The organism is Moorena sp. SIO1F2, assembly GCF_010672755.1.
GTDB lineage: Bacteria > Cyanobacteriota > Cyanobacteriia > Cyanobacteriales > Coleofasciculaceae > Moorena.
The window spans coordinates 1-20,606 of record NZ_JAAHFV010000076.1 but is presented as its reverse complement, the minus strand read 5'-3'; the positions used below and the strand labels follow the sequence as shown (position 1 = coordinate 20,606).

Sequence of the window (20,606 nt, the reverse complement as noted above, 5' to 3'; positions counted from 1 at the left end):
AACCAGCATTTAAGGCCGTAGGCCACGCTACGCGAACGGCTTTGTTTATCAGGACATATATTATAGCAATTCTATACATACCCTGTGCAAAATTCATCCCACACCTATGCTACGCATTAGGTGTGGGGCTTCTTTTGCCGGACAGCTAACCCTCAACAAACAACCCTCAACAAACAACCCTCAACAAACAACCCTCAACTATGGTCATTAATTAGTAACCAGCCTCTTCTTCGTATTCTGGAGCTTTCTTTTTCTCAGGAATGTTGACTCGCGGTGCTTTGTAAGGCTCTGGGGAGCGGTCATCATCCCAGGCATCACCCTCGACTTCGTACTTGTCATAGTCCTGGGTGTTGGTTTTACCATAGGAAGGCTCGGGTGAGCTATAGACTGGCTGCTCGTAGCGCACTGGCTGAGGGGACTCTTTCCGTTCATCGCTCCAGTTATCTTCTTCTAATCTGGCTTCGACATACTTCTTCGGGACTGGTGCTTCTCGTCTGATCGGCTCTAGTTCTGGCTCTTGCCAATCGTCATCCCAGGCATCTTGGGCTCGGTTGGCATTCTCTACTGTCTGAGAGATAGGAGTACGTATTGGAATCCCCGTTCCCAGTTGATTTTCTGGTCTAGCCGTTGGAGTATAGTATGGGTCTTCTGTGTCCTTTTCCCAAGGGGGTCTGCCAATCCCCATACGCTCTAAGACCCCGACGGTTAACTGGATCAGATGCTCTTGAGCTTCCTCAAATACAATTAATCGGTCTGGACCACTGCTGACAATTTCATCAATGGGTAGCTCATAAGTACTAATAACCTGGTCGGGTATTTGGGGTAACCCTATTGATGCAATGATTAGGGCGGAAACGGTGCCATCTTCTACATTGAACTTGAAGCCTCTAACCCGACCTAAGAGTTCACCGGTTTCGGTGATCACTTCGCTGTTAATCAGGGTACTATAGGCATCGACATCAATATCTTCGATAACGTCTTGATCATCTACCAGGATGACATCACCAAATTGCCGAATGCTGCTCAGGAGCATGTACTTTGGCATACCGGCTACTGCCAGAAGGTTATCTCGCAGACCCAGTGCCACAACCTGCCGTCTGTCTATATCTACCAAGAGTTCCTTGACGACTCCGAGGCGCTTACCATTGTCACGGGTAATTACCTGAGTATTTAAGATATCGGAGCGTGGACGAATTTGTTCCGTTGTCATTATATCTCGCTTTTCCTGAGCTATACTCCTGATGGATTAAAAATAAATAATACGTGAGCATTAATACGTGAGCATTCAGCTAAAGGCCTTTGGCCACGCGGGGCGCGTTTGGCCACGCTACGCGAACAGCTTTCAGCTTTCAGCTAAGGTAATGCAACCCTTAGGTTGATCAACAGACTACAGAGGTTATATACAACCTCTGAACATCGGTTTTTTTTTCGTACAGGACGCCCTTCGGACGAGGGGTTCGTGGGTCGGTTCTCTCCAAAATCAATCATGAACGGCTTATAGCTGATGAGCCTTGGGCTGAATGCTTACAATAATAATGGATTTGATGAATGGGATTTTATCTAGTTAACCGTACTTTTGGGTGATAGTTTTAAACCCAATACTTGAGTGTATGCTCCCCTGGCTTGGGTAACACCAATGGTGCGTTGAGCAGACTCAATCATAGGACGGCGTAAGCTTACTACAATAAATTGCGCAAGTTTAGCCTGTTGTTTGATCATTTTAGCTAATCGCTGGACATTTGCCCCGTCCAAAAACATATCGACTTCATCAAAAGCATAAAATGGCGAGGGACGGTAGCGTTGTAGGGCAAAGATAAAGCTAAGGGCTGTGAGGGATTTTTCTCCTCCTGACATAGATGCTAGCCGCCGCACCGGTTTACCTTTGGGGTGCGCCACCAGGTTGAGTCCACCGCTAAAGGGGTCCTCTGGATCATCGAGTTGTAAATAACCGTCCCCATCGGAGAGTTCAGCAAATATGGCTTGGAAATTTTCATTGACGGCATCAAAGGCTTCTTTGAAAGCACGGTACCTCAAGGTGGTAAAGTTTTCTATCCTTAGCAACAGTTCAGTCCGTTCACCAGCTATGGTTTCCAGTTTCTCAGACAGTTCCTGGAGGCGAGTTTGAGTTCGGTCATATTCTTCTAATGCGAGCATATTCACGGGTTCCATAGCCTGTAGACGTTTCTGTCCGTTGCGCAGTTCCTTTTGTAGTTGTTCTAGTTGAGCAGCTAGGGAGTCCAAGGCAATTACCTCTGAGCTTTTTTTATCACTAGAGGGGGAAGTTTTTTTGACAATTTGAGGTATTTCTGGTAACGGGTTTGGTAATTCAGCAGCTTGGTCTTGGAGTTGAGTTTGGAGACTAGCAAGTTTTTCTGCTCTAGCAGACTGGGTTTCTTGGAGTTTTTGCTGTTGCCAAGAGGTTTCTTGGTGTTGTTGGCGCAGGTTTTGTAGGTGTTGCTCGGTGCGATCGCGTTTTTGTTTTTCTTGCCCCAATTTCTCCTCTAACTGGCGTAAGGCAACTGTAGTTTGGGTAATTTGCTCGGTGAGTGTCTCTAACTGAGTGTTAATTGCTGATTGCTGCTGTTGCCAAGATTCGATTTTGGTTTGATAGTCTGCTATTTGGCGGTGGCCTTCGGTAAGTTTATCCCTGAGGCGCTGCTGCTGATTCTCCTTCTGTTGTAGCTGTTTCTCGGTATTTCTCAAGGCTTGTTCACACTCGCGCAACTGAGTTTCTTGGGTTTTAATGGTGTTCTGAATCTGTTGCCACTCGTTATGAGTTTGAGACTCCTCCAGTTTAGCGAGTTGTTGCCGTAAGTGGGCAAGTTGGGATTCTTGTTGGGGTAACTCTATCGCTATGGTCTCTAGCCGTTGAGTAGCGGCGGAGAGTTCTTGGTTGTTTTTAGCCAGAAGCGATCGCATTTGGGCTTGATTGGTCTGAGATTGCTCAATCTCCCTTTGTAACTGTTCCAAACGTAATTTTGTTTCCGAGTGTTTTGCCCTAGTTTCTGTCAATTCCTGGGTAATTTGTTTGACTGAGGCAGATTCGGTAGTAATCAATCCCTCACAATGGTTTAAAATCTGTTCAATTTCCGCTAACCGGGTTCGCAAGCTACGGATTTCAGAGGACTCCATGGTGTCACTGGTACCAAAGTGCAATCCCGAACGGTGACTGGTGCTACCACCAGTCATGGCACCGCTTATTTCCAAGATTTCCCCATCTAAGGTAACGATGCGGTGTTTACCCAAGTAGGTACGGGCATCATTGAGAGTTTCAAAGACTACCGTAGACCCAAACACGTAGGCAAAGACTTTTTGGTAACGGGGGTCGCAATCAATTAGCCTAATGGCGTAGTCAACAAAGCCTTTAGCATACCGTAGCACAACGGTTTCGGTAAATGGCCTAGGTTGGATTTTGGTCAGAGGTAAGAAGGTGGCTCTGCCAGCGCGTTTTTGTTTGAGGAGTTCGATCCCAGCCGCTGCGACACTATCATCTTCTACCACTAAATTCCCGAGGCGTGCGCCAGCGGCAATTTCTAGGGCTAGCTGATAGCGGGGTTCAACTCTACCCAATTGGGCGACTAATCCACAAACTCCTATTATACTACTTTCTAGGATAACTTTAGTAGCATAGGTCCCTTGGGCTTCTTGTTGAGCTTGGGCTTGGGCTTCTAGTTTATCGAGTTGCCGTTGTTTTTGCCGTTGTTCCCCGAGCAGGCGAGTTTGGGTTTGTTGTTGGAGTTGTAGTTGTTGTTCGGTATTCCCTAAGGATTGGGCGAGGGACTGGACTTGTTGGGCATAAGTGGTTAATTGGGTGTCTAATGCCACAGCTTGGGTTTGCTTGGTGGCGATTTCTGGTTCTAAGGTTTGCAGTTGCTGGGTTTGGTCTTCGATTTGCCGATTTAGCTGATTCTGACGCTCTTGGAGTTGAGCTTGCTCCGTGCGTTGGGGGTTGATGGTTTTGAGTAGGGTGTCGATCTGCTTGGTGAGGGTGGTTTGTTGTTGTACCCAGGCATCACTAGCGGCTGCGATCGCATTGGCTTGTTCTCGGCTTTGGTTGAGAGCAGCTTGGGCCTCATCCCTTGCCACTTGTAAGGAGGTTTTAGACAAGGTCTCTAGATCATTTTTTTCTGCGATCAACTGTTGCAGGGTTTGCTCGACTTGTTGAATTGTCTGTTGTGTACGTTGGAGATTGACAGCGGCATTTTGTAGGTTCTCAGTTAGTTCCTGCTGTCGGGTTTTTAATTGACGTTGTTCGGCTTGTTGAGTGGCAAGGGTGGATGCGATCGCAATTTGCTCTTCTTCTCCTAAGGCTTTGACCCGAGCATTGAGTTGGTCAAGTTCAGTGGTAGTTTGGTTTATTTGTTCCTCAATGCTAGTAATCTGAGCAATCAGCTGGGCTTTTTTTGTATTAGCAGCATCAATCTGCTGTTGGAGTTGGGATACTTGCTTCTGGAGCAATCGCCATTTTAGAACAATTTCCCACTGTTGCTTTTGTTGGAGTTCAGCACGGAGTTTTTGATATTTCTCAGCTTTAGCACGGTCAGCAGCTAAGCGATCGCGTTGAGCGGTCAGTTCTTGTTCAATAATTCGGCAGCGTTCTTCTCGCTCTTTAACAGTGGCCAGGGTTTGTTTAGTTTGGGTAATTTTGCGGTCAAAGGCAGCAACTCCAGCTAATTCGTCAATAATCTCCCGCCTTTCTCTGGATTTCATTGAGATAATGCTAGTGACGTCTCCTTGCTGGACAACATTGTAGCCTTCTGGGTAAACCCGCAAGCGATTGAGTTGTTCATGAAGTGCAGTAACAGTACAGGGTTCACCATTGATGTAGTACTGGGAACTGTAATTACCTTGTTTAGTGACTCGCAGCCGTCGGGTCACACTCCATTCTAGATCAGTTGCAGGTTGGTCAGGGGTTGACGGTTGTTCGAGTAGCGTGGCCTTTTGGCCAAGGTTATTGGGTTGAAGGTTATTGGGTTGAAGGTTATTGGGTTGAAGGTTATTGGGTTGAAGGTTATTGGGTTGAAGGTTATTGGGTTGAAGGTTAGTGGGTTGAAGGTTATTGGGTTGAAGGTTATTGGGTTGAAGGTTATTGGGTTGAAGGTTATTGGGTTGAAGGTTATTGGGTTGAAGGTTATTGGGTTGAAGGTTATTGGGTTGAAGGTTATTGGGTTGAAGGTTATTGGGTTGTTCGCGTAGCGTGGCCTTTTGGCCAAGGTTATTTTCTGAACCTTCAACCTGTAACTTGCTAACCTGTAACGGTTCCTCCAACTCTTTAACCTGTAACGGTTCCTCCAACTCTTTAACCTGTAACGGTTCCTCCAACTCTTTAACCTGTAACTCGTCATAGTTATTGAAGTCAGATAAGTCAAAGGTAACTGTGACACTGGCTTCGACAGTGCCTCGATGTTCTTTATTGTGGTTAACTAAATCAGGAAGGCGTTCAGCTCGCATTCCTTTGGAACTGGCGATACCAAGACAAAATAGAAGAGCATCAAGGATGTTGGATTTGCCTGACCCGTTTGGCCCAGAAATTACGGTAAATCCTTCCAGGAGGGGGATTTTTGTGGTGCCGCCGAAGGATTTGAACCGCGAGAGTTCCACTCGCTTGATGTGTACCATAGGCGTTTCTGGGTTTAGGTTAACCGGTTGGTCACACAGAGTGTGCGTACTGAACACATTGCTGATCAGCGTAGCATGGGCAATAGGCAGATGGCGCAACTGATGGGTTAATATATGATGTAAATGGGTTAACAGATGGAACGGATGGCGGATGGAGGGGGGACAGTTTAGGGGTTTGTGACAATTAACAAAAATCCACAATAATCTACCAAAATATTCAAATAAGTGGTAGATTATAAACATGGCACTTGTACCACTACGTAAGGCGGTCGAACTTACGGGACTCTCTAAGAACACTCTGAGGAAGTACGCAGACGATGGCACGATTAAATGCGAAAAAACACCAGGCGGCACCAGATTCTTTGACACCGAAAGCTTGCTTAGCCTCGGGAGAAAACAACAAAGACAATCAGCTACCATCTGCTATTGCCGAGTCAGCAGCAGCAAACAAAGAGACGATCTTGCCCGACAAGTCGCCTACATGCACTCCCTCTTCCCGGAAGCGGAAATCATCTTTGACATCGGGTCGGGACTCAATTACAAAAGACAAGGACTTAAAACCATACTGGAACGACTTATGTGCGGCGATCAACTCACAATTGTTGTTGCCTGTAGAGACAGACTCACCCGATTTGGGTTTGAACTCTTTGAGTACCTGGTCAGTATCAACGGTGGAAAAATCCTGGTTCTCGACCAACCTAAAAGTTGCCCAGAATCAGAACTCACCGCAGATATTCTCTCGATCATTGATGTCTTTTCTTATCGTGTCCACGGACTCAGAAAGTACGGGTCAAAAATCAAAAAAGATCCGACTATTCCTAAATGCTGAGCAACGTGTAATTATCCGCCAGTGGTTTGGAGTGTCCCGTTATGTATTCAATAAAACCGTCAAAATCCTTGAGAATAGCGAAGTTAAAGCTAACTGGAAAGCCATCAAAACTGGTATTTTGAATGACCTTCCCGAGTGGTGCAAAGCAGTACCTTATCAAATTAAATCTATAGCGATTAAGGATGCTTGCACTGCCGTCAGGGAAGCTAAGAAAAAATACCAGAAAACCGGCCAGATCAATAGGGTTAGATTTAGATATCGCAAGAATCCTGTTCAATCTTGCTATATCCCTAAATCAGCCGTATCAGCCAAAGGTATCTACCATACAAAACTAGGTGAATTAACTTTTACTGAGAACCTTCCTGACAATATTGGCGATTGTCGATTGACTAGCACCAATGGGGACTACTATTTAACAGTCCCCCATAAGACCACTCAAATTAAGACCGAGAACCAAGGTAGAGTAGTGGCTTTAGACCCTGGTGTTAGAACATTTTTAACATTCTTTAGCGAGAATTCTGTGGGTAAGATTGGCCATGGTGACTTTTCTCGAATTCAGCGACTCTGTTCCCACCTAGATCAACTCTTGTCAGAAATAAGCAAGGCAAAAGGTAAACAGAAGCGTCGAAGGAGAAAGGCGGCCAGAAGAATGGTCATAAAGATTCGGAATCTAGTCAACGAATTACATCATAAAGCTGCTCGTTTTTTAGTTAACAACTTTGATGTAATACTGCTTCCTACTTTTGAGACGTCAGAAATGACAAAAAAAAGAAACAGGAAGATCAGATCTAAGACTGTTCGCAATTTACTTTCCTTTGCTCATTACCGGTTTAAGGAATTTTTGAAGCATAAAGCCCAAGAAACAGGAAAGCTAGTGGTGGATGTCTGTGAAGCCTACACCAGCAAAACTGTCAGTTGGACTGGCGAATTGATTAACATTGGTGGCAGCAAAACTATTAGGTCAAAGATAGATGGCCGATCAATGGATCGGGACATCAATGGTGCTCGTGGGATTTTCCTGCGGGCTTTGGGAGATACCCCCTGGCTGAGAAATCAGCTTGCATTGGCGAGCTAGGATCTGCACTTGGTAGATTCTGGTAGCTAAAAAGTATCGGCTGCAATTAAAATGCTCTATACTATATCAAAAAAACCAATAACTAATGACTAGTGACTAATCACCAATGAGTTAACAAACTAATATTTCACTAATAGTTCAGTATGTCATCGCCGTGAAACAAGCTATATAATCACTCCTTGAACCCATTGGTAATACTTGCGTCGTGATTGCAATCTATCCAGGCAGCTTCGATCCCATTACCCTAGGACACCTTGACATCATCCAGCGTGGCTGTAGACTCTTTGATAAGGTGATTGTGACGGTGCTGCGCAATCCAAATAAATCTCCCTTGTTCACAGTGCTTGAGCGAGTCGAGCAGATTAAACTTTGCACCCAAGACTTACCTAATGTGGAAGTGGACAGTTTCACTGGTTTAACGGTGGAATATGCCAAACTGAAGAAAGCTCAAGTACTGTTGCGAGGGTTAAGGGTGCTTTCTGACTTTGAGAAGGAACTCCAGATGGCTCATACTAATCATACCCTCTGGGATGAAATCGAAACGGTTTTTCTCGCCACCTCTAACGAATATAGTTTCTTGAGTAGTAGCGTAGTCAAAGAGATTGCCAAATTTGGCGGCTCCGTCGATCATCTTGTCCCCCAACAGGTTGCCTTAGATATATACCGATGTTACGCCAAGAATCATCCCGGTACGACCCACCCGAGCAAAACAAACCCCCAAACCCTACTGAATCCTTTAATCCTGGATCAGGAGACATAGATATTCAGGGGCAATTTAACTATATCGAGGACATAATCTTCGATAGCCCCCACATCCCCTTTACCCGGCGCACCCTGATTGATGAAGAACTGTTGCTGGCTCAACTCGACTTGGTGCGGGAAAATTTGCCCTTAGCTTTTCAACAAGCTACTAGAATAATTGAAGAACACGATGCAATTATCCAGCAAGCTGAACAGTACGCTCAAGAAATCATTGAGACAGCTCAGCGGCGTGCTGAAATGATTTTAGATGAACTCGGTATTATTCAGCAAGCGGAACACGAAGCCCAACAAATCAGCCAACAAGTTCAAAAAGAGTGTGAGGCGATGCACAAGCAAACGGTATCGGAGCTTGAGCAGATGCGCCGCAAAGCCCAGCAGGAACTGGAGCAAATGCGCCAAATGACCCTAGCGGAGTGTGAGGAAATTCAAAATGGGGCAGATGCCTACGCTGACGGAGTGCTCTACAATATTGAGCAGCACCTCAGTGACATGCTTAGAGTAATTCGCAATGGACGTCAGCAACTCAATGGTCCTGTCAAACCCCAAAACTCTGGCAAGAAAGATAATGGTAAGAAAGACAATGGTAAGAAAGACAATGGTAAGAAAGACAATGGTAAGGGGGGTTCACGCTCACCTAAAACCCCATCGAAGTCAAAAAAAGGATGAACGAAGGATTAAGGATTAAGGATTAAGGATTAACTAAGAACTAAGGACATTTCTAGAACTTATTAGGTACAGTATTTTTTGACGCTTATTACCTGAAAACCCTCTTTTATATTGCCTTTTGCATTAAAAGGATAATAATTTTAGATAATCGTTATTATAATTGCAATATTTAATTTATTCGGTTGTTAAAGAGCCGCTACGCGATTGGCCGTAGGTCACGCTACGCGAACGCATTTTTGATGGAGAATCAGTTTAAGCCCTAATTTAGGATAACACTGGATGTTTAACCCTTACCGCCATACACAAGAGTTAGAGCGACCTTTTTCCTTTGAGCGCCTGTATCGTCATCCTGGTTCCCTTAGTCCCTACGATCAAGGTGGTACTCGCAAACGAATTGCGATTATCGGTGGAGGAATTGCTGGGCTTGTTAGTGCTTATGAACTTAGTCAACTCAACCATCAAGTTACTGTATTAGAAGCTGATTCTCGCCTTGGAGGAAGAATTAAGACTCATTATTTTAGTGATGGTACTTATGGGGAATTAGGCGCAATGCGAATTCCTACTAGTCATGGCTGCACATTACACTATATCGATAAATTTAATTTACCAAAAAGACCTTTTATTAATTACAATCCCGCCGCTTTTTATTATCTACGGGGTAAGAAAACTCGTTTAGATAGTTACCAAGAGTTGTTTGGTGTTTACAATTTAACCCCTGATGAGCAACAAGACCCAGGGGAACTTTACGACCAGTTATTGGAAGAATTAATCGATTCTTTGACTGAAAAAGAGAAATGGGAGTTATTTGCACCCACTTTCACCAGTGATCAAGTTAGGAAATGGGATACCCTAACGGTTACCGACTATTTTCGCAGTCATCTTTCTTCCGATGCTTTTGAGTTACTCGGTCATGCTACTGGAGCAATTCATTACGACAAAGTATCTCTGTTAAATGGTTTAATTGACTTCTTTGCTTGGCATCGAGTAGAACAATATGAGCTAATCGGAGGACTGGAAACCTTAATTAAGGCTTTGGTTAAAAGCATATCAGGCACAATCCAGACTGAAGCCAGAGTAACAACTATAGAAATGACCGATAGAGGGGTTCGGCTGGTCTGGAATAAGCTGGATAAGCAACAAATCGCAGAATTTGACTATATTATCTGTACTATTCCTGCTACTGCTCTGGCTCAGATTAATTTTGAGCCTAGTTTACCTAGCCAACAACGGGAAGCGATTAACAATTTGGGGTATTGCAGTGCCAGTAAAACTCTATTACACTGTACCGCTCGTCCTTGGGAATTTGCAGATCATGTCTATGGGGGTGGTAGCTTTACGGATTTAAATATAGAAAAGTGTTGGTATCCTTGTGATAATGCTCAATTAGACTCAACAAACATTTCTCAACCTCATTTTGTTGCTAAAGATCAGGATATTTCTTATCAGCCATCAGTATTAACGGCTGCTTATCGCTGGGAAGATAATTCCAGAAAATTTAGGATTTTAGAAAAAACAGCTAAAACCGATTTAACCTTAGACGAAGTTTCCCAACTCCATCCTGAGATTAAAGACTATACTGATGATATTATTCATAGTATTTGGGATGAAGATAATCAGTCTGGTTCTGGTTCTTATGCCTATTTTGCTCCAGGAGATCGGGAGAACTATCAACCATTACTCGGTCAAGCTTATCCAGTAGATAATCCCCGTGTTTTCTTTGCAGGGGAACACTTGGCAATTAATCATGCTTCAGTTCAAGGAGCGGTGCAAACTGCTGTTTCAGCAGTTATTGATATTCTCCAAAGTTCTATTTTTTAGATTTAATCGATTCTATTTCTTTTCCTGGCTTCTCACGCACTACCTAAACTAGATAAAGGCAAAAACAACAATAATGGATGCTCTTTCGTTCCTTCAAACCCGTATCTATCATAATAAGCCAGAAGTTCAATCTTTTTCAATTAAAAAAGCCTGATGCCGTTGGATAGCTTCTTTTAAATGCTTATTAGGGGCAGGCGGATTTTCAATCAGACTAAAAATTATATCCGCATCTTGGGGTGATAAATGAATCACCTGTTCTGCATTAATCACTTTTTGGGCTTCTTTAACCTGAGCATGAACCATAAATTGATTTAAGGTTGCCCCCGTTAAATCCGCAGCCTTTTGTAAAGTATCTTTGACCGATGCAGGAAGCCTAGCTGTCACACGAGTATCATTAGGAGTGGTACTTGCCATCTGAATTTATGCCTCAATTTCTTTCACTATAGCAATTCTCTATCCCATTAGGTACCAAGGGATCCCCCTAAATCCCCCTTAAAAAGGGGGACTTTGAGGTTGATCAGCGTACCTGGTAAATGCCATAAAGACTATATAACAGAATAGTGTCATTTTGTCACCATAAATTTCAGCTTCAAGAAGAACGATCTATGACTCAAGCCAAAGCCGAACAGAAATTATACAGCTTTGATGAATTTATCAGCTGGTATCCCGAAAACTCAGAAGTCCGGTACGAACTGTATGATGGAGTAATTATCGAAATGCCCAAGCCAAAGGGGAAACATTCAAATCTAACCGGTTCTCTGATCGAGCAACTATTGATAGTTATCAGGCAGATAGACAAAGGAGGCATTTGGACTATTCCTAGAGAGTCAATTGTTAAACCAAAACGGGAAAACTCAGGTTATGAACCGGACATTATTGTTTTGAATCAAGACGTTATGGGGGCGGAATCTCGGTGGGAAAGCGAATCAATTATTCAAAATCCTGATTCCGTCAAATTAATCGTCGAAGTTGTTTCAACTAATTGGCGTGACGATTACTACAATAAGCTTAGAGATTATGTTCGCGTAGCGTCTCGAAGAGAAGAGATGGGGATCGAAGAATATTGGATTATCGATTATGCCGCATTGGGGGCGAGAAAGTTTATCGGCAACCCCAAGCAACCCACATTTTTTGTTTGTCATTTAGTTGACGGCGAATATCAGATGACGCCCTTTACGGGAAATACTCCCATTGTTTCCACGACTTTTCCCCAGTTCAAGTTATCCGCACAGCATATTTTTAACCTAGCTTTGTAGGAAAAAAATAGCCAGCAGCATTCATCTCAAGCTATTTTGTGTGACCACTATCGACTGGAAGAGTGATATCATGTCCGGATAATTAGAGATAAAAAACCTTCTTCCTTGAAACCTTACTTCTTTACTTCTGCCTTGTGCCTTCTGCCCTCTGCCTTCGATTCGACTAGAGTGTAAGTATTCAACTGAACATGATATCAGATCATCCCACGGCTACGCCTTGAGCTTACCAACCTCACAGTTGGGCATTTCTGCCCCAGTCAAAACCCTTGCGGTCATGAGTTTTACTGAGAAGTTAAATCTTTTTAACTAAAAAAAGCCTGATGTGGTTGGATAGCTTCTTTTAAGAGTCTAGAAGAAATAACGTGAACTATTGCTAAAATTCAGGAAAAGCATATCATATGTCTGCTAAGGATTATTTTCATGAAGCTGTCAAAGGAGGACTAATTAAGGATGGATGGATTATCACTCACGATCCACTCTACCTGGATTTTGATAACGCTCGTATTCAAATAGATCTGGCAGGAGAGAAACTAATTGCAGCGGAGCAAGGTCTTGAAAAAATTGCTGTTGAGGTGAAAAGTTTTATCGGTTCTTCTACAATTTATGAATTTTACTTAGCAGTGGGACAATGTTTAAGTTATCGAATTGCCTTAAAAGCGCAACAACCGGAACGTAAACTTTATCTAGCCGTTCCTACTTATACTTACGAAGAGTTTTTTCGTCGTCCTTTCGCACAACAAACGATTAAAGAATCTCAAATACACCTATTGGTATATGAGCCAAATCAGGAGGTAATTTTGCAGTGGATAAGTTAATTCAGTATCGTCGTTTGATTCAGGAAACCTTGGAAAAGCATAGTCTGGTTAAGTTAGCCAATGAAGATATCAAAGTCTATAAATTCTTCGATCCTGAGCAAGATCACTACCAAGTCTTTCATGCAGGATGGCAAAATTATCGTCGTGTTTTCGGACCTTTGATTCACATTGATATTCTTGATGGAAAAATCTGGATTCAACATGATGGCACCGAGTTTGGGGTGGCGAATGAGTTACTTGAATTAGGGATACCGAAACAAGATATTGTCCTAGGGTATCATGCCCCATTTATGCGTCAATTTGATGGATTTGCTGTTGGTTAGAAAGTAGATATTTATGGTTTTTTAGGGAACAGGGAACAGGGAACGGGTGCGTCCCTATCTCCCTATCTCCCTATCTCCCTATCTGCCTATCTCCCTATCTCCCCACCAATTACATTTGAGTCCGACGCCAAAAAAAGCCCTGGGATCAGAGGGGATTCCTGCTCCCTAAAAACCAATAATTTGTAGCTCAGTTAATAAAAAAATCAGGTAAATTTATTACACAGAAGTGAGTGTAAAAATGGTTAATAAAACTAATTGCAAATAAATGTAAAATATTTTGATTAACCCTTGCATTTTTTCGAGAATTTATCTATACTATATAAGGTAAAGACTGATACTAATAACCGCGCTGGTCATGCCCGTTAATCATCTCCAGCGCGGTTTTCCTCCCACCTAAATAGGAGCTACTTCCATGATGCCAAAAAAATCACGATCATCAATCCTGGCTTTTCAGCAATCCACCGGATCTCTCTTGGGGATACGGCATTGTCTTGATGCAGTCGCTCATGGTTTGAATTTACCGTAAGATAGTGGAGCCTTATTAAAAAATATTTAACCCTTTTCTGCATAACCTGCTAACTATAAAGGCTCCACTATCTAAGGTTTTGTCTCCGGGGGAAACCCCCAAGACCGCGCTGCATCGCTTCTGAATCAAGGGATTAATATGAGTGGCATGGGCATACTGCCCGCCCGGAAATTGAAACGGGCAAGATGCCCGTTCCACCAAGATGCCCGTTCCACCAAGATGCCCGTTTCACCAAGATGCCCGTTCCACCAAGATGCCCGCATACTGCCCGCCCGGAAATTGAAACGGGCAAGATGCCCGTTCCACCAAGATGCCCGTTCCACCAAGATGTCCATGGCACGGCAAGATGCCCGTTCCACCAAGATGCCCATGGCACGGCAAGATGCCCATGGCACAGCCAGATGCCCATGGCACAGCCAGATGCCCATGGCACGGCAAGATACCCATGGCACAAAACTATTAAAATCATCCCGTATTTATTCAACGACAAAATTTGTCCATCACCTTTTTTTAAACCGCTATATAGCACTATGCATTAAAGTTAGGACATTGATAAAAGCTGAAAAGCTAATGCACGTCAACTTTGAGGTGCGACCCGTGGCGAATTTAATAATTAGATGCGGAAAGCGCACTTTTGCCTTTTGCCTTTTGCCTCTTGCCTTGCCCGTAGCGCTATATAGGGATCCGTGTAGGAATTGTGATAATTTTTGTTCCCTACTCCCTACTCCCTACTCCCTACTCCCTGTTCCCTGTTCCCTGTTCCCTGTTCCCTGTTATATAACTGATTATAGTGCAAACCCTCCCAGCCAAAACTGTTACTATAAAATTCAACACATTAGCTAATAACTAAACGCTTTAATTAACCTTGTAAAACCATGAAATTCATCAGTCCTAAAACTGACTTTGCTTTCAAGAAAATATTTGGATCATATCAGAGTAAAGATATTCTGATTTCCTTCCTCAATGCCATGATTTACTCCGGGAATTCGGTCATCCAAGATTTAGAAATTATTGATCCCTACAGTGCGGGGGATGTGGTTGATTTAAAAGACACCTATCTGGATGTTAAGGCAGTATTAGAAGATCAAACGACTGTGATCATTGAAATGCAACTCTGGAATGTGGAAGCTTTCGAGAAGCGAGTCGTTTATAATTTGTGCAAAACCTACGGAAATCAACTAAAATCAGGACAGGGATATTTCGATCTCAATCCGGTCATTGCTTTAACTATCACTGATTTTAAGCTGTTCCCTTCAACAGAGAAAGTCATTAGCAGTTTTTACTTTCAAGAAGAAGAAGACCACTTGCCTTATCAGGAAAATGAATTAAAGATGGTGTTTGTGGAACTTCCCAAATTTACTAAGCAGCTGGAAGAGTTAGAAAGTGTGGTAGATAAGTGGATCTATTTTATCAAAGATGCTCCCAGCTTAGAAGTTATTCCTGATCAGATGAGGGAAATCCCACAGCTGGAACAAGCTTTAACTATAGCAAATCAAGCTGGCTTGAGTGTAGAAGAATTGGAAAAGATCCGCAAACAGGAGATGTTCTTGGAGGACTGGCGAGGTGCATTGAGTCTAGCGAAAAGGGAAGGACGAGAAGAGGGAAGACAAGAGGCAAGACAAAAGGCAAGACAAAAGGCAATACTAGAAGGCGAAAGAAGCTTACTATTGCGACAGCTTGAGCGCCGCTTTGGAAAACTAACAAGTAATGCGATTCGGCGAAGCCGACGCTACGCGAACGCATTGCTTGAAGCCTTGAATGCCCAAGATCTAGAACGCTTATCAGAAGCAATCTGGGATTTTAAGACCAGTGAGGATTTACTCAACTGGCTCCAAGAGCACTCTCACTAAGGGTAGCTATGCCTTAGTTGCCTAAAATCAGACTAGACCTCTTGGAAAAATTGGGAATCAAAAGGGATTACTTTTCACTTTCCTATGGACTTAACCTCCTACGTCCCTACTACTTTTTACTGTATTCAACCAATGACTCATTATGGTTCAAACTATTCAAGCTCAAGATCTTAGCCTAGAAGAACTGCAAGAACACTTTAAACTACAATTAACAACTGATCATCAATTTTTTCGAGAATGGCAAGACAACTTACCCTCTTTAACGGATGAGGAAAAACGTTCTCTGGAAAGAGTCCGCAGTAACTACTTTAACTTGGTTAATCGCCGCCCTCTCTTAGAAGAGGCTGTAAAAATGGTGGTTCTATCACCGTTACTCGATCTAGCTGGATTCTTTCAACCACCCTTTTCGATCAGAACTGAAACTTCTGTGGCAATTGCTGCTGAAGACAATCGAGTAATTGTAAGAGGCAGGATAGATGTTTTAGTAGTGCGACAGAGACTTTGGATACTGGTGATCGAATCCAAAAGTACCAAGTTTGATGTGATGGCAGCACTGCCTCAAGCTCTAGCTTATATGCTGGATGGATCCAACAGTGACAAGCCAAGGTTTGGTTTTCTAGTCAATGGGAGAGAGTTTGTGTTTGTTAAACTCCAACCAGCAGATGTTCCCATCTATGGTCGTTCTTACGCCTTATCTATTGACAGGGAAAATGAACTGGAGCAAGTTTTAGCTGCTCTCAAAGCTATTGGTCAATTGGTATTAGATTAACGTTTGATCTTTATCCACAATCCGAAATCATAGAACATTCACCATGGCTGTTACTCTCCTACTCCAACAACTTACCGTTCCCCCAGGCCAAAGACTGTTGATTCATAACCTAGAATGGGCTGAATTTGAGTCTGTTCTGGAAGAACTAGGGGAACATCGCTCTGCCCGTATTGCCTATAGCCACGGAACCTTAGAAATCAGAATGCCTACCCCAGAACACGAAGTCGATAAAGAACTGCTCGGTGATTTGGTTAAAATTTTGCTTGATGAGTTAGAAATCGACTGCGAGTGCTTTGGTTCCACTACCTTCAAGGGAGAAAATATGGACAGTGGCATTGAACCGGATCAATGTTTCTACATCCAAAACCACGCTAGAATGCGAGGCAAGCGGCGCGTCGATCTCACTATTGATCCACCGCCAGATCTAGCCATTGAAGTGGATGTTACCTCCAAGACTCAACTGGATGTCTATGGCAACTTAGGTGTGCCTGAACTCTGGCGCTATGAAAAAAATAAACTCAGGATTGACCTGTTGCAAGGAGGTGAGTACCGGCAAGTTACCACCAGTCCGACCTTCCCCAGATTACCGATTAGGGATCTGGTAGCAGACGTTTTAGCTCAAAGCCGTGAAACCGGGAGAAGTCCTGCATTACGAGCCTTTCGCCAAAGACTAAAGCAACTGCTTCAATAAATTGATAGTTTAGTTTTGGGGGATAAACCGATAGGAATCAGTAATGGAATTGACTTCTAAAACACTACCCAAACTAATTGAATAGCATTTCTAAATAGGTCATGAATAATATTGCATGATTGCTCATAACATCAAAAATTCTTCGGAGCTCTTTACTACTGTTACCTGCTCCCTGCTCCCTGCTCCCTGCTCCCTTTTACCATCACTCTTATGTTTACATTTTAAAAAAATGATCAATCAAGAGGTTATTAAACAATGGAAAAAATAAATCACTATAGAGAATTAGTAAAAAAACTCATCAATGAATACGGGCAATATAAGCCTAGATATGGAGATATTGAAGTCCAAAAAATCTTTGATGTTCAAGGAGATCACTATCAACTGATGAATGTGGGGTGGCATGGCAATCGGCGTTTAAGAGGCTGTGTTCTCCAAATTGACCTTAAAAACGACAAAATTTGGATACAACATGATGGCACAGAAATTGGCGTTGCTAATGAATTAGTAGAATGGGGTGTTCCCCCTGAAGATATTGTCTTAGCTTACCATGCTCCTTATAAACGTCAATATACTGGATTTGCTGTTGATTGATTAAATATAGCAATTCTATTTTCCATGAAGTGAAAAGGGATCCCCCTAAATCCCCCTTAATAAGGGGGACTTTAATGCAATAATCGCTAGAAATAAATAGGAGATTTTAACAATGCCTAGTTTAACAGTAAAAGACTTAGAAAAACTGCAAGCTGAACATCCTGATTATCAGATGGAACTAGTGGATGGAGAAATTCTTGTTATGAGTCCTTCAGGGTTAGAATCAGATGAAGTAGCTGCTGCTATTGTTACCCAGTTATCAAACTGGGTACGACCTCGTAGACTAGGCAGGGTAACTGCTTCTAGTGGTGGTTTTCGTTTACCAAACGAAGATGGAGATGTCCGCGCTCCCGATGCTTCTTTTATCCTAGCCGAACGCTTACCTCGCACTACAGAAGGTTACGCGGAGTTAGCTTCATCCGCGAGAAGCCCCACATCTCAATGCTACGCCATGAGTGTGGGATGAATCGCGGACAGGATATGCATGGATTGGCCTACGGCCTCCGCTACGCAAACAGGGAAACGAGCTATCAAACTCCTAATCAACTCAGATGAGTTCATTCCTCTGTGATTGGCTTCTTGTTCCAGTTGTTTTTTTTTCAAAATCGGTAATAATAATTTTTAATTGTTTATTATTAAATTAGTATATATCCATTGCTATATGAACGGACGTTAAGTATAATATTACTAGGTCGATAAACAAGAGTAAATGTCAAATGATAATCGCGTATCAGTACCGGTTAAAACCGACAAAATATCAGCAAACTAAGATAGATAACTGGCTATCGATGCTGTGTGCTCAATACAATTACTTGTTGGCTGACCGGTTTTATTGGTACGAACAAAATCGCTGCTCAATCAATGCTTGTCCTCTTGTCTGCCATCTTCCCGAATTAAGGGACAATCCAGATTACTACTCCCAGAAAAAGACTTTACCCAATCTCAAGAAGACTCATCCTTGGTATAAAGAGATTCACTCTCAGGTACTCCAAGATGTAGTTAAGAGAGTAAAACTAGCTTTTGACAGGTTTATTAAAGGAGATAGTAACGGCAGGCGAAGCGGAAGACCTAGGTTTAAAAAATGGCACCGCTACCGTACCTTTACTTACCCTCAAATGAAAGAAGGGTGCCTAGAAGGTAATCTAATTAACCTCCCCAAAATAGGTAAGGTCAAGGTTGTACTGCATCGCCCTATTCCTGTTCGCGAAGCGTCGGCTACGCCGAATGGGTTTAAGATCAAGACCGCTTCGATCACCAAAAAGTGTGATGGCTATTACTTGGTATTATCTCTAGAAGATAATACCGTCCCCGTTCGCGCAGCGTCGGCTTCGCCGAAGGTTAATCCCGATATTAACCCTGATTCAATAGTTGGCATTGATGTTGGTCTTAAAGAGTTTTTGACAACTTCTGAAGGGGAAACAATAGAGATTCCCCAATACTACCGAAAGTCGCAAAAAAGGCTAAAAGTTATTCAAAAACGGGTATCCCGACGGAAAAAGGGAGGTAGTAACAGACTCAAAGCTATCAAGCAACTTGGGTTACAGCACAAAAAAGTAGCTGATAAAAGGAAAGATTTCCATTTTAAGACAGCTAATTATTTGTTATCAAAATACGATGTAGTCGCTCACGAAAAGCTAAATGTCAAAGGACTTGTCTTATCCAGATTGGCTAAATCTGTGTTGGACGCCGGGTGGTCAAGCTTTCTGAAAATCCTAAAAAGCAAAGCCGAGAATGCTGGCTTATTGGCGGTTCCAGTAAGTTCCCAGAATACTTCACAGAATTGTTCCAATTGTGGCAAGAAAGTTCCGAAAAAACTGCACGTAAGGTGGCACGATTGTCCCCATTGTGGATGTAGCCTAGATCGAGACCATAATGCAGCTATCAATATCAAAAAAAGAGCGGAAGGGTTTGAAGTTACCGTAAGATAGTGGAGCCTTAATCAAAAAGTTTTAACCCTTTTATGCATAGCCGACTAACCATAAAGGCTCCACTATCTAAGGTTTCGTCTCTCGGCAGTCCGTTCTTAAAGCCCAGCGCCTCCTAAGCGATGGCCGGATTGGCTGGGAAGCCTACACTGAACCTGTAAGGTCAGTGTAGGAGCTGTCACTTCCTGACTTGATGTTTGAAGTTAAATTTAGAACTGATAGTTTGGCTAAATTACGCCGGAAGATTCAGCAATTTCTGGAATTGGGGACTCAAGTTGGGGTGTTAGTGGATCCGAGAACTCGCACCATGGAAGTTTATCGCCTTAATCGAGATAAGGTTGTGCTGGGGGATAGGGATGTGCTGCAAGTGCCAGAATTACTTCCTGGTTGGGAATTACCTGTGGTGGAAGTTTGGGCACCTGAGTTTGATTGAGAAGACTGTTTATTCTTCTCAAGTATTAGATTAAGTTTGAATATTTGTAAGGGATTGAATATGATTATATCAAATATCAAAATTAGTCAAACTTCTCAAGACATTTTGATAAAAGCGGCGGCGAAAAAACGAATGTCTGTAGAGGAGCTGGCTTCAGAAATATTAAATGAAGCTATTCAAAATAAGCTTTCCGAAATTGTCACTATTGGTGAAGTCAAAAAGGAATATTCCTCTAATCCATTGGCAAACAAGCAGCCCTACGCATACTATGCTGATCCTGAAGAGCCAGCTATCCCTCTAGAAGACTGGGATATAGAGAATAGTTATGAAGAGGTTTTATGATTGTTCTGGACACTCATATTTTTGTTTGGTGGAATCAGAACGATCCTAAAGTGACGTACTCCTTATAAACTGTCCTCTGGTAACAGAGGCATTGACTCTAACATCTACTATTGAGATCTAGCGATGAAAAAAATTTTGGTATTATGGACAACTTTTCGATCAACATCCACCGCTTTTAAAATGATGATGCAAGCAAGGGGAGACTTTATTGTTCTTCATGAACCCTTTAGCCTATACTATTACGGTAGCGAGGAAAGGAAATCTGATCGCTGTGCAAAAGCTGAGATTAATCCAGCTTATAATTTTCAACCCCAGA

Annotated in this window: 21 protein-coding genes and 1 pseudogene; 19 read left to right on the top strand and 3 right to left on the bottom strand. The window is 42.8% G+C overall.

Going from position 1 to position 20,606, the window contains the following annotated elements; translation table 11 throughout:
• Positions 1-211: 211 nt before the first annotated feature.
• Both F6J94_RS12150 and smc read right to left on the bottom strand, forming a co-directional pair.
• Positions 212-1,210, bottom strand: coding sequence for a PRC-barrel domain-containing protein (locus tag F6J94_RS12150; protein WP_293025554.1), 999 nt, complete (start codon positions 1,208-1,210; stop codon positions 212-214).
• Positions 1,211-1,560: 350 nt separating this feature from the next.
• Positions 1,561-5,619, bottom strand: coding sequence for a chromosome segregation protein SMC (gene smc / locus F6J94_RS12145; RefSeq protein ID WP_293040178.1), 4,059 nt, complete (start codon positions 5,617-5,619; stop codon positions 1,561-1,563).
• A gap of 241 nt (positions 5,620-5,860) precedes the next feature.
• Between smc and F6J94_RS12140 the strand changes: the two genes are divergently transcribed.
• The 5 genes from F6J94_RS12140 (at position 5,861) to F6J94_RS12120 (ending at position 10,769) form a co-directional block, all read left to right on the top strand.
• Positions 5,861-6,448 carry an IS607 family transposase gene (locus tag F6J94_RS12140; protein ID WP_293040175.1) on the top strand — a complete coding sequence of 196 codons (588 nt, stop codon included), beginning with the start codon at positions 5,861-5,863 and terminating at the stop codon, positions 6,446-6,448.
• Positions 6,369-7,523 (top strand): transposase, encoded by a 1,155-nt coding sequence (locus F6J94_RS12135; protein WP_293040172.1) that lies wholly within the window; start codon positions 6,369-6,371, stop codon positions 7,521-7,523. Before F6J94_RS12140 ends, F6J94_RS12135 begins: the two co-directional genes overlap by 80 nt.
• A 205-nt stretch (positions 7,524-7,728) precedes the next feature.
• Complete coding sequence (gene coaD, locus F6J94_RS12130) at positions 7,729-8,283, top strand: pantetheine-phosphate adenylyltransferase (protein ID WP_287313897.1); 555 nt, start codon at positions 7,729-7,731, stop codon at positions 8,281-8,283.
• Positions 8,190-8,951: an ATP synthase F0 subunit B gene (locus tag F6J94_RS12125; protein WP_293017356.1), complete on the top strand. Its 762-nt coding sequence runs from the start codon at positions 8,190-8,192 to the stop codon at positions 8,949-8,951. Before coaD ends, F6J94_RS12125 begins: the two co-directional genes overlap by 94 nt.
• Before the next feature lie 279 nt (positions 8,952-9,230).
• Positions 9,231-10,769, top strand: coding sequence for an NAD(P)/FAD-dependent oxidoreductase (locus F6J94_RS12120; protein WP_293040170.1), 1,539 nt, complete (start codon positions 9,231-9,233; stop codon positions 10,767-10,769).
• A 126-nt stretch (positions 10,770-10,895) separates the two neighbouring features.
• Here the strand turns inward: F6J94_RS12120 and F6J94_RS12115 are convergent, their stop codons facing one another.
• Positions 10,896-11,183 (bottom strand): DUF1778 domain-containing protein, encoded by a 288-nt coding sequence (locus tag F6J94_RS12115; RefSeq protein ID WP_293040168.1) that lies wholly within the window; start codon positions 11,181-11,183, stop codon positions 10,896-10,898.
• Between the two features lie 191 nt (positions 11,184-11,374).
• Here F6J94_RS12115 and F6J94_RS12110 point away from each other — a divergent pair, with 191 nt between their 5' ends.
• The 14 genes and pseudogenes from F6J94_RS12110 to F6J94_RS12045 form a co-directional block, all read left to right on the top strand.
• Positions 11,375-12,025, top strand: coding sequence for a Uma2 family endonuclease (locus tag F6J94_RS12110; RefSeq protein WP_293040166.1), 651 nt, complete (start codon positions 11,375-11,377; stop codon positions 12,023-12,025).
• Between the two features lie 398 nt (positions 12,026-12,423).
• Entirely contained in the window at positions 12,424-12,840 is a 417-nt protein-coding gene (locus F6J94_RS12105; protein ID WP_075903892.1) for a XisH family protein, read from the top strand.
• Positions 12,828-13,163, top strand: coding sequence for a XisI protein (locus F6J94_RS12100; RefSeq protein WP_293040163.1), 336 nt, complete (start codon positions 12,828-12,830; stop codon positions 13,161-13,163). The genes F6J94_RS12105 and F6J94_RS12100 overlap by 13 nt, the downstream gene beginning before the upstream one ends.
• Before the next feature lie 46 nt (positions 13,164-13,209).
• Positions 13,210-13,332 carry a hypothetical protein gene (locus F6J94_RS12095; protein ID WP_293040161.1) on the top strand — a complete coding sequence of 41 codons (123 nt, stop codon included), beginning with the start codon at positions 13,210-13,212 and terminating at the stop codon, positions 13,330-13,332.
• Positions 13,333-13,836: 504 nt separating this feature from the next.
• Positions 13,837-14,532, top strand: coding sequence for a hypothetical protein (locus F6J94_RS12090; RefSeq protein WP_293040159.1), 696 nt, complete (start codon positions 13,837-13,839; stop codon positions 14,530-14,532).
• Positions 14,533-14,564: 32 nt separating this feature from the next.
• Positions 14,565-15,539, top strand: coding sequence for an Rpn family recombination-promoting nuclease/putative transposase (locus F6J94_RS12085; RefSeq protein ID WP_293040157.1), 975 nt, complete (start codon positions 14,565-14,567; stop codon positions 15,537-15,539).
• A 142-nt stretch (positions 15,540-15,681) separates the two neighbouring features.
• Entirely contained in the window at positions 15,682-16,308 is a 627-nt protein-coding gene (locus F6J94_RS12080) for a type I restriction endonuclease (RefSeq protein WP_293040155.1), read from the top strand.
• Between the two features lie 43 nt (positions 16,309-16,351).
• Positions 16,352-16,999: a Uma2 family endonuclease gene (locus F6J94_RS12075; protein WP_293040153.1), complete on the top strand. Its 648-nt coding sequence runs from the start codon at positions 16,352-16,354 to the stop codon at positions 16,997-16,999.
• 255 nt (positions 17,000-17,254) lie between these two features.
• Positions 17,255-17,590, top strand: coding sequence for a XisI protein (locus F6J94_RS12070; protein ID WP_293040151.1), 336 nt, complete (start codon positions 17,255-17,257; stop codon positions 17,588-17,590).
• Between the two features lie 112 nt (positions 17,591-17,702).
• Positions 17,703-18,056 (top strand): Uma2 family endonuclease, encoded by a 354-nt coding sequence (locus F6J94_RS12065; RefSeq protein ID WP_293040149.1) that lies wholly within the window; start codon positions 17,703-17,705, stop codon positions 18,054-18,056.
• A 250-nt stretch (positions 18,057-18,306) separates the two neighbouring features.
• Entirely contained in the window at positions 18,307-19,518 is a 1,212-nt protein-coding gene (locus tag F6J94_RS12060; RefSeq protein ID WP_293040147.1) for a transposase, read from the top strand.
• A 190-nt stretch (positions 19,519-19,708) separates the two neighbouring features.
• Positions 19,709-19,948 (top strand): Uma2 family endonuclease, encoded by a 240-nt coding sequence (locus F6J94_RS12055; RefSeq protein ID WP_293040145.1) that lies wholly within the window; start codon positions 19,709-19,711, stop codon positions 19,946-19,948.
• A gap of 36 nt (positions 19,949-19,984) precedes the next feature.
• Positions 19,985-20,290, top strand: coding sequence for a hypothetical protein (locus F6J94_RS12050; RefSeq protein WP_293040143.1), 306 nt, complete (start codon positions 19,985-19,987; stop codon positions 20,288-20,290).
• A 123-nt stretch (positions 20,291-20,413) separates the two neighbouring features.
• Positions 20,414-20,606: pseudogene (locus tag F6J94_RS12045) on the top strand (sulfotransferase family protein); the annotation flags it as partial.